Annotated in this window: 12 protein-coding genes and 1 pseudogene; 8 read left to right on the top strand and 5 right to left on the bottom strand. The window is 43.0% G+C overall.

The window, feature by feature from the left end:
* Positions 1–473: 473 nt before the first annotated feature.
* Positions 474–1046, top strand: coding sequence for a conjugative transfer protein MobI(A/C) (mobI, locus tag OCU60_RS00065; RefSeq protein WP_074374001.1), 573 nt, complete (start codon positions 474–476; stop codon positions 1044–1046).
* Positions 1039–1542, top strand: coding sequence for a hypothetical protein (locus OCU60_RS00060; RefSeq protein WP_074374000.1), 504 nt, complete (start codon positions 1039–1041; stop codon positions 1540–1542). The genes mobI and OCU60_RS00060 overlap by 8 nt, the downstream gene beginning before the upstream one ends.
* A gap of 224 nt (positions 1543–1766) precedes the next feature.
* On the opposite strand, the gene OCU60_RS00055 is transcribed toward OCU60_RS00060, so the two are convergent.
* A complete protein-coding gene (locus OCU60_RS00055) occupies positions 1767–2093 on the bottom strand; it encodes a helix-turn-helix domain-containing protein (RefSeq protein ID WP_074373999.1) in 327 nt (108 codons plus the stop codon).
* Between the two features lie 93 nt (positions 2094–2186).
* On the opposite strand from OCU60_RS00055, the gene OCU60_RS00050 reads away from it, so the two are divergent.
* From OCU60_RS00050 to OCU60_RS00040, 3 genes and pseudogenes are all read left to right on the top strand, one after another.
* Positions 2187–2570 (top strand): hypothetical protein, encoded by a 384-nt coding sequence (locus tag OCU60_RS00050; protein WP_074373998.1) that lies wholly within the window; start codon positions 2187–2189, stop codon positions 2568–2570.
* A gap of 203 nt (positions 2571–2773) precedes the next feature.
* Positions 2774–3631, top strand: coding sequence for a hypothetical protein (locus OCU60_RS00045; protein ID WP_074373997.1), 858 nt, complete (start codon positions 2774–2776; stop codon positions 3629–3631).
* Between the two features lie 290 nt (positions 3632–3921).
* Positions 3922–4943: pseudogene (locus OCU60_RS00040) on the top strand (virulence RhuM family protein).
* A gap of 26 nt (positions 4944–4969) precedes the next feature.
* On the opposite strand, the gene OCU60_RS00035 reads toward OCU60_RS00040, so the two are convergent.
* A complete protein-coding gene (locus OCU60_RS00035) occupies positions 4970–5119 on the bottom strand; it encodes a hypothetical protein (protein WP_159439481.1) in 150 nt (49 codons plus the stop codon).
* Between the two features lie 79 nt (positions 5120–5198).
* Positions 5199–5474: a DUF1330 domain-containing protein gene (locus OCU60_RS00030; protein WP_074373996.1), complete on the bottom strand. Its 276-nt coding sequence runs from the start codon at positions 5472–5474 to the stop codon at positions 5199–5201.
* Positions 5475–5567: 93 nt separating this feature from the next.
* Between OCU60_RS00030 and OCU60_RS00025 the strand changes: the two genes are divergently transcribed.
* Together OCU60_RS00025 and OCU60_RS00020 are read left to right on the top strand one after the other, a co-directional pair.
* Positions 5568–6482, top strand: coding sequence for a LysR family transcriptional regulator (locus tag OCU60_RS00025; protein WP_074373995.1), 915 nt, complete (start codon positions 5568–5570; stop codon positions 6480–6482).
* A 220-nt stretch (positions 6483–6702) separates the two neighbouring features.
* Positions 6703–7197 (top strand): hypothetical protein, encoded by a 495-nt coding sequence (locus OCU60_RS00020; protein ID WP_074373994.1) that lies wholly within the window; start codon positions 6703–6705, stop codon positions 7195–7197.
* A 66-nt stretch (positions 7198–7263) separates the two neighbouring features.
* Here the strand turns inward: OCU60_RS00020 and OCU60_RS00015 are convergent, their stop codons facing one another.
* Both OCU60_RS00015 and OCU60_RS00010 read right to left on the bottom strand, forming a co-directional pair.
* A complete protein-coding gene (locus OCU60_RS00015) occupies positions 7264–7449 on the bottom strand; it encodes an Hcp family type VI secretion system effector (RefSeq protein WP_074373993.1) in 186 nt (61 codons plus the stop codon).
* 210 nt (positions 7450–7659) lie between these two features.
* The gene (locus OCU60_RS00010) at positions 7660–7836 is read right to left on the bottom strand and encodes a hypothetical protein (protein WP_021021415.1); all 177 of its coding nucleotides are present in this window, start codon (positions 7834–7836) and stop codon (positions 7660–7662) included.
* A gap of 733 nt (positions 7837–8569) precedes the next feature.
* Here OCU60_RS00010 and mioC point away from each other — a divergent pair.
* Positions 8570–9025: an FMN-binding protein MioC gene (gene mioC, locus OCU60_RS00005; protein ID WP_074373992.1), complete on the top strand. Its 456-nt coding sequence runs from the start codon at positions 8570–8572 to the stop codon at positions 9023–9025.
* The last annotated feature ends 721 nt before the right edge of the window (positions 9026–9746 follow it).

The raw sequence follows: 9746 nt of genomic DNA, 5'->3' as shown, positions 1-9746 counted from the left end.
TCAATCTATTTTTTCATGTACCACTTCTCTTTACTTACCGAAAAGCAACCCAAAAGCACTCTTGCTAACAGCACACCGCGTGCAGCCCCATGGGCTTTCACATGTGAAAGTCCATGGGGCATCAGCAATAAAATCCTCCAACACCCCACAATAATTGGATTACCACTCATCAAATCCCAGAACAAACAACAATCTTAAGCCATCTCCCACAAATACTGGACTGTGAGTAACAGCATCCCAACAACCGTCATTAACAAGTCATGGATTATTAGCTTAGACCTCCCACAAAGATAGAGATCTGGAAAGGAGGTGCTTGGCTCCCAGGGAAGGATACGCTGCTATTGCAGCTTTAGCTGCTGGGATATAGGGCAAATACTAGCGCCCAAAATGGGCAGCTTCGCGTGCTATAGCTAAAGGACGTCTGGGTTACGGTAATTGGTGACGAACAAGCAAAACCATGGAGTAACCTAACGATGTTAGATGAGAACAGTGCAGCTTATCGCTGGCATAAAATGGCACAGCAGTGCAAACCAACCGAAGAGAAGCAAGCTTTCGAGCTAGCACTTTCACAATCACTCAATGCTCTGGCACAAGTCGAACGCTTTACTGATCAAGAGCCTTATCTGCTGGAGTTTTTAGCAAGTTGCTACGCCAACAATTTCTGGCACATCCACCGCTCTTATAGAGACATAAACCCCGGTCATTTCGCCTGTCGAGTCCGCAACCGTGACAACGCGTTCGAGGCCGCATGGCACCATAACTGGTATATGAGTGAGAACCAAATGGCGCAGCGACACAATAAAAAGTACCGCGTTCGCTCTACACATATCCGCAAAGGCAAAGGTTTTCGCTACCCAAAGGGACGGTTTTCAAAGGCCAATAAGGAGTGGGAGTCGGATCTTATCGACTACACCGAAGATGGCTTTGCTCTCGTCCGTGAAATACGCCATGAAATTCTAGCCATCAAGAAGAAGGCCCAAACCTGTACAAAACGACTTCACAAGCTACATAAACACTTCAAAAAAATGGAGGTGCTACATGACTAAAGAACCTGCCGTTGGCATCACAAACTATTGCGAAGAGCTAGACCTGTCAGATTTTGATATTGCACTGCCAGAACAATCACCACAGCCAGAAGTAATAAAAGATTTACCTCTATTTGTCGCCGATGAATCAAAGATACTAATGGTTGCGGCCAAAGACCTTGAAGCACGATTGGAAAAGCTGTGCAAAGCTCTGACAGCTAAGTACAAAGTGAAATATCCAATACGCTACAAATTCAAAGTCAAAAAATCAAAAGGCTTACCAGAGATCACATGGTATCGCCTCATTCTTCATCGCTATCCAGACGAAGAGCTTGAAGAAAAAGAAGTATCCGAAGGGGTATTGAGACGTTTTTCAAACGCAATGCCCTGGGAGATCCCGCTGTATTTGCATTTGCTCGATGAGTTAGAAAAGCTGGATCAACGTGTCATCCGTATAACCACACTGGCCGAAGCCATTAAAGAACTCACTAAAGCCACTAAGAAATACAACACTTAATGTATTTGCTTGCTCCACATCGCTTGGTGTGGAGCTTTGTCGCTTGGGCTTGCATTTGCAAAATAGGTGGTAAAATTAAGGTAGTAGAGGCTTAGCAATACTAAGCTAAAGAGAAACAAAATTAATGGAGGTTTTATGGAGCTTTGGATTTGGCTGGGTGGTTTATTACTGACAGTCGCCGCAGTCGGTGGAGTATTTTGGTATTCCGGACGAGAGCGATAACTTTATTGCTGGTCGATGTTATCGAGCTCCTGCCTGAGCTGCTCAATAAGCGCCTGCTTTTTAGTTTCACTGAGCTTTTCAATCAAACATGCCAGTTCTGCTGAGCTGTCGGAATCTGAAAAGAAATACGCAACAGGCACACCGAGCTCCTGAGCAAGCTTTTGTAGCGTACCGATATCGGGCATATGACGCCCTTTTTCATAATGATTCATACGGCCACTCGCTGAACTTGGGTCCATACCCAAACGGATACCAAGCTCCCTCTGGCTGATACCAACGCGATTTCTTGCCTGTTTAAGGCGCTGTGGAAATGGATTTGTTTTAGACAAGTGAGAATCATCATCAACCTACGATGCTTAGATTTTCTAAGTTTTAATTATACCTGTATACTTAGGAAAACTAAGCACGAAATGGAGACTAAGATGAAAACACTAAAAAAGTTCGCACTATTTTGCGTTTTTTGTCTTGGTGCGTTAGTGACTGTATATCAAAGCTGGGGAGTGATGTTGATGGCCTTCCCAAGCATTATTTGGCTACATAAGCCACTGGATGTTATCCACAAAAATAAGTACATCGCGTTGTTATTTTGGTTTGTACTCTTTTATATAAACTGGCTATTCGCCACTGCCGCCGCCCTCACCTATTTCTTCATTCATGTCTGGCATTTGCACCAACAGAACATTCCGCTCAATGACTCGTCCTGCACCAAGCGAACTCCTCGACGCATCAACCCAAGCACTGGTTTGTTGATGAAGAACAGGCACTTTGATATCGCAGGTAATGCTTATGGCTGGAAGAATGATTGATATGGGTAGGTGATGATCACCCTCGCCCCGACAGGAAAGGATCGTAATAACAAAATGATCCACGATCCATAGCAAAAGCCTCCGATCAATAACTGATGAGTTTAATGATCAAAAGATATCTCCTGCTTATCCACAATGAGTCAACTTGGTGACCAACCGATAAATAACTGCAAAATCAGATTGTTTTGAAAAGGAAATTTCTCATGAAACCGAAGGCTAGGTTCACTCAGTTATCGTTACTAATTTTGCTCACTGGATGTGCCTCTACATCAAGTCCTATCCAATATGACAACAGCCACAGCCGTGCTCATAACATTGCTCATGCAGGTGGGCTCTACCAAACAGAAGACAAAGTCATTCCAATGAGAGACTTTGAAGCATTTAAGCTCGCGAAAGCTGCCGCAGGAAATACATTGTTGCTCACGTCTTCAGTAGGTGTGGGACTTGAGTTAAGTGAAGGACTGGGCCTTGGTTTGCTAACGTCATTACTGGAACAGCCTGATACCGCTTCGCGAAACAGCATTATTGCTTGGATGCCTATACAAGAAGCGACATCCGCTCGAGACGCACAGCAAAAGTTGCTCTACCACTTCAACACAGCCATCGAAACCGTGCTTCAAGAACAATCTATTCACTATGAGCGCACGAATGGCAATTCAGAACAAAAGATAGAGTTCTACTTCCATAGTGCAGACTACCAATGTTCAAAATACCAAGCAGGTATGACAAACCAGGACCTATGCTACATCACCGCTGAAGTTTTCGAACCGAGAAGAACGATGTCACCATCTTTCGTCAACGATGGACAGGAAAGTTTTGCATTTGAATCCAACCATCACGTCTACTACCAGAGATTTAGAATTTCGCCAGACAAGAATAGTGACATCCCCACTGATGCACTTTACGCTGCTATTAGTAGTAAGTTACCCGATTGGATCTTCATCTATATAGCAGAAGGGAACATTCACTTTGGTAAACAGACGATCACCGCACCTTACCTGCTAGAGAGTGGAAAACCACTCTTGTTTATCGTTGCTGAGGAGAAAGAAGGTGAAAGCTGATCCGGTTTCCCACCATTCCCACTTTTCCCATCCTGATCTATGATGGAAGTCATCTTGGGAAGTAAGTATTTGACCATAAATTGCAATTTGGTCCCCAATCGGTCCCCAAGACGTCGCGCGAGGCCAGCTATTATGGGAAACTTCACTTTCTGTATCGGGAAGTGAAAGAGGCACGCAACGACAAATAACCAACTGATTTTATTAATTTATTATTTATCATCTGTGTTGTCTCTAACTTTATCAACGTTAATATTGAATCACGTATCCGATAATGAAAATAGGTTGATTGAATGACAGATAATATTCCCCAAGCCCCTCAAGGAGAGTTTGTTCTCTTTACCACTGCTGATGGTCAAACTCGCGTTGAGTGTCGTTTTGAGTCTGACACCTTGTGGCTGTCACAAGCTGCGATGGCTGAGCTGTACCAAGTGAGCTCACAAGCAATAACTCAGCACATCAAGGCTGTCTATTCTGAAGGGGAGCTTGAGCAAATTTCAACTTGTAAGAATTACTTACAAGTTCAACTAGAGGGCGGTAGAGAAGTAAAACGCAACATTCGTCACTACAGTCTCCCGGTGATTCTTGCTGTAGGATACCGAGTTCGCTCGACACGTGGTACCCAGTTTCGCCAATGGGCAACTCGAATGTTACAAGAGTATTTGATCAAAGGCTTTGTAATGGACGACGAGCACTTGAAAAATCCGCCCGTTGGTCACTCTGCGGTGCCAGATTACTTTGATGAAATGCTGGAACGCATTCGCGATATCCGGGCGAGTGAGCGTCGTGTTTATCTGCGAGTCAAAGAAATCTTTACCATGGCTGCCGATTACGAGCCATCCAACCAAGAAACTAACCGCTTCTTTCAGATCATTCAGAACAAGCTACATTATGCCTGTACACATATGACGGCCGCTGAGCTGATTGCTAGCCGTGTGGATGCCAGTAAGCCAGATATGGGGCTAACCAGCTATAAAGGCGATGAAGTGTCACCATCGCCAAAAACTATCTGCGTGAAGACGAAATCAAAGAGCTTAACCGCATCGTCAATATGTGGCTCGACTTTGCCGAGGACCAGGCACTACGCCGCAAACAAGTGTTCTTGCAAGACTGGGCCGATAAGCTAGACCAGTTTTTAAGTTTTAATGATCGGGATATTCTGAATGGCGCTGGAAAAATCTCCAGAAAAGCGGCAGATGATAAAGCCAAACAGGTGTTTGATAACTTTGCAGAGCAACGTCGCCGCTTGAAAGAAGCAGAGGGTGAACAAGCCAATATAACTGCACTCAAGGCAATACTTAAAAAAGACCAATAGCAGCAACGAAGAATAGCGCTACGCCTCTATAATTGACCATAAATTGCTCTCCGATAAGTCCCGCGAGACCAGCGATTGTGGGAAATGTCACTTTCTGCATCGGTAAAATAAAGTGGATAAATCGCAAGAAACAACGACAAATAACCAACTGCGTTTATTTGTCGTTGTTTTTCCATAACTCATCACTGTTTGCTCTTCTGGAACAGTCCCTTCCGATGAAGTTACTATTTTCCTTCAAGCTTCCCCTGAAGCCCTTTATACCAGCTGAAAACAGCTGCGAATACCTTGCTCACGCAGTGGAATCAATGCTTGATAAGCGGCGCTGAAATACCAGTTTTTCGCACTTTCTTTATCGGGGAATTCTATAATCGCTTTCATCACATGCCCGGGCTCACCATGCAATGTTTCAGCTTCTCCCTTGACGATGAATCGCCCATTGAACGGGGCCAATGTTTCCCCTGCGAGCGCGCTGTACTCTGCAAGTTTTGTTCTATCTATAACGGTTGAATCAACAATCACTAAGCTTGTCATATGGTTTATTTCCTACGGTGAATGGATTGACTTAGCTTAGTTTTATGTCGAATATCAAACAATACCCAATTATTTAACGAAGTGTTTATATATATGAACAATGTAAAACTAGCCCCTTTGCTGCTCATTTTTGCCGAGGTGGCAGGTAAACGTTCCTATACCGCAGCAGCAAAGAAGCTTGGTATCAGCAAGTCGGCTGCCAGTCAGCAAATCAAACGGTTAGAGGAAGCCATTGGTCAGCAACTACTCATACGCAATACCAGAGGTGTCGTGCTCACCGCTGTAGGCGAAGCCTTGCTAATCCGTAGCGAGCTGTTGAGTGAACAATTGAATATGGCATTTACCGAAATCAACAGTAAAAAAGAGCAGCCCAGTGGCCACTTTAAAGTATCCGTACCGCCTTTTTCTGAAAAAGAGATCGTTATGCCAGCAATCAAGCAGCTGTGCTTGGAGTTTCCACAGCTAATACCGGAAGTCGTCGTGACAGAGAAGTGGCATGACCTGATTGAGCACAAGCTGGATGCTGCTATTTTTGGCGGGGATATTAAAGACTGTGACTACCGCGCCCTATCCGTCGGTAAAGTATCCGAAATATTCTGTGCTTCTCCCCGCTACATTGCACAACATAGCTCCCCGAAACAAATCGAGGATCTTTCGGCACATCAATTTATTGCGACGGCTTGGCACCGGAAAAAATTAGAAATTTTCGACAATCAAGGCACGAACAAAAAACTCATATCAGTTAAACATTGTGTCAAAGTAAATACCCTAACCACAGGGCTTGAAGCGGTATTGCATGATATGGGGATCGCTCTATTACCTGAATTTCTTGTGCGAACTCACTTTATTGATCATGGGTTACTCCGCGTACTGCCTGACATCAAAGGCCGGGAGTGGCATTTCTACTTTTTACATCAGTATAAAGGCGAGAAGCCGCTTCATATTTCTCGGTTCTATCAGCTTTATCGCCATTATTTTTTAAAGGCGAGTACATCAACGATCGATTGAATGGCCTAGAGCGAAAATCTTGGTGAGGCCGATTTAGCCGCCACGGTTCAGTATTGCTATATAAACAAGCGGCTAGATGAGGTGAACCTTAATCCCAAAAAGAAGCAGATTATATTGAAAAATGTCAATAATAATAAAATATTACACGATGTTGGTGCATCTTATGGTGTTAAAAAGCTGAAAAGTGATGCCCCACACTGGTCATATAATGGAAGATAAAATGAAACAATTATTACGCTTCAGTACTGTTTTGTTACTAACATCCTGTCATCTAATGCTATCTGAAAACAGTCATCGCTCTGATTTTCGTGATATTGGCTGGATGCATGGTAAATGTCTGGCAATCAAAAATTCAAAACTGAGATTACCTGTTAAAGTCACGGTCATTCACTTAGAAAACAGCAACCAAATCACTCAAGGCGATGTCATCAATAAAACCACCTCGGCTGACAACTGTTATGCATTGACTGAAGACAGAAAACAAATGAATATCGACAATGGCTATAGTTTTTATCAAGTCAGTTCAAAAAGTGATATTGGCTTGGCAATCGGACTTATTCATATGCCTGAGCCCAAAAAGTATCGTTATCATTACTGTACAACCAGCGAAGGAATTCAATACTCGATGACACTGAAGGGAAACAGCTTCTGGCAAGGATATTACTATCTTGGCTATGATTCAGAAGAGACCTGCTCAGCCGAAACCAATCAATAATAATACCTTTAAAGCTACATATTTTGCATCTGTCCGTAACGTAAACAAACAGGCGCAAAAACTTGTCTATTTCAACCAACCACCTTGATCCCAGTTATCATAGCCCATTGTTCCGCTTACATTATGACGCCAGGTAATTTCATCAGTATGAGTTTCCTGATATTTATTTCCCATAGAATCTTTGGTGTTACAACCACTGGAAATAATCCCTTGCTTCTCACCTTTAATCGTCATATACGCTATATGTGCCATGTGCCCATTACCATGTAAATGATCGAATATGATAACTAACGGATGTTCTGTCTATAACTTCCTTATAAAATTAATTGCAATTTGATTCTGTACTAAAATCCCACTCAGATAAAACTACTTTAATATCAACAATATTTTCTGATGTTTACATGTCCATTGGGCAGCGATAATAAAGGAGAGCTTCGCTCTCCTTTGATTTGCCCACCGATATTAGTCCTCTTGCTGCAACTGCATTTCATCATAGGTAATCAGATTATTGAGATACAACAGCACTTCGCGCAGCTCATGTTGATTGGTCTGTGCATCGGTACACAAGCCAAGCAGATCGATCAGATAACCACGGGCAACCAGCGGCAGATAGGGCGTAAATTGATTCAAATCGGACATATTCCTCTCCTTTGTGACTGTTAAATACCACCACCAAAGAGGTTCGAATCTCGGCAGGTGGTGAGCTGAACGGGTTCGAACTGCCGCCACAAAGGAAACGGCCTGACCGAAGCCAGCCTCATCCAGCCCACCATAATTCAATATGATGAAGCCCACATAATAAAGCCAGCTACTGCTGTCGTCTATGCACCTTTATGATCTTATATACGGGGTTCGAATCCCGACGCCGGAAATCACCGGCACCCGTGCAGACTAAATGACACCAGCCTTTACCACGAGTCACAGCAACAAAAAATCCGAATTGAATCGAAGCAAACCATTCTTTCGTAACTGGTTTGTTACCGAATCTTACGAGTGACTTCACGGTTTTGGCGCCCATAAGGGACAAATCAAAGCGACGAACATTCGATCCGATAAGAACATATACAGACAAACGGATCATGATATTGATCGACTAAACCTGAGCAAAGTGATCTTTGATTGTTACCCACATCAAACACACACAAGTATACAAATGATGATCATGATCGGATATCACGTTCATACACGGGTTAGTCTCATTCTATCCACACAATATACAAGTTGTGTCTTTCTTTCCCGCTTCGGTTTGATTACTCTTATGCTGAAAATTTGCATCTCGACACATGTTTCTGATGAAATTTGGTGTCAATACGCTTTATCTAAAGTAATCAAAGCATTCCATTTGTGAAATGCCATTGTGAAGAGGATGAATATGATCCATATCATTACGGGAAGCACGCTAGGCAGCGCTGAATATGTCGGTGATCATCTTGATGAGCGACTCCAACAACAAGGACATGAAACCGAGATCCATAACCAACCGGATTTAGCGGATATCCCGGCAGAAGGCATCTGGCTGATCATTACATCGACACACGGTGCCGGAGAATATCCTGATAATATTCAGCCGTTTATTCGGGCAATTCAGGATACTCCTCCCAGAACCGACCAATTATCATTTGCTGTCATCGCAATTGGTGATTCCAGCTATGACACATTCTGCGCCGCAGGAAAACATGCTTACGAACTGCTGCTTGATATCGGTGCAACGCCTCTGACTGACTGTTATACGATTGATATTACTGAGCATCCGGTTCCGGAAGATGCCGCCGGGGAGTGGCTCACCCAGCATATTGAACAGTTCAATTCGTCATCAGATTGTGCATAAGTAGTTACCCACAGGGTGGTCAAACTGCCCTGTGAAATAACTCCCAAGCTTTCCACACCATCAATAACAGCCAATTGCGTTAAAATTGACGGGAATAGCCTTTGTATTGTTCACAAGGAGTAGCGCTGTCTTTTATTGAAATAACGAATTGATTTTATTCATTTAAATTATTTTTTATCCGCTGATATATATCAAACAAGGGTATTTTCTCTGGGAGCAGGTTGAGTGAGACCACGATTGATATCTTTTCCTGAAAGCGAGAAGGAGAGTCAATATGTTCAGCTCAACAACATTAGCAGCATCTTCGGGTTGAAACGTTAATCGCACGCTTCTTACCTCTTTTCACTTCAAAAAATCTGTGGATAAATATAGAAAGATCCAGTGGAGAAGCTATAGTTATCCCAATAATAACTAAGTACCTCCCCGCACCCTGTGCATAAGTACCATTTTTGATCCCAGCTAATCCTTGGGTTGATCAATGCTTGATCACAGTAAGTGATCGTTCTGAAGCTGATGATCATGTTGATCATTTTGACGTTATCCACAAAGATCCGCTTCCTTAATAGTAGATCTAATAAAAAGATCTATATAAAGATCTTATATATTTATAAGGTTCAAGGATCATGTGTAAAAGCACAAAATCAATTTTCTATCGGAGATAAAAAAGGTAGAATGCGGCTCTTTTATTTCTTACACAGATCTGAATATCTGAGGTCGGTTC

The sequence above is a fragment of the Vibrio spartinae genome (assembly GCF_024347135.1).
Taxonomy (GTDB): domain Bacteria; phylum Pseudomonadota; class Gammaproteobacteria; order Enterobacterales; family Vibrionaceae; genus Vibrio; species Vibrio spartinae.
Note: the sequence above shows the minus strand (reverse complement) of the source record. Positions and strands in the feature narration are given on the sequence as shown.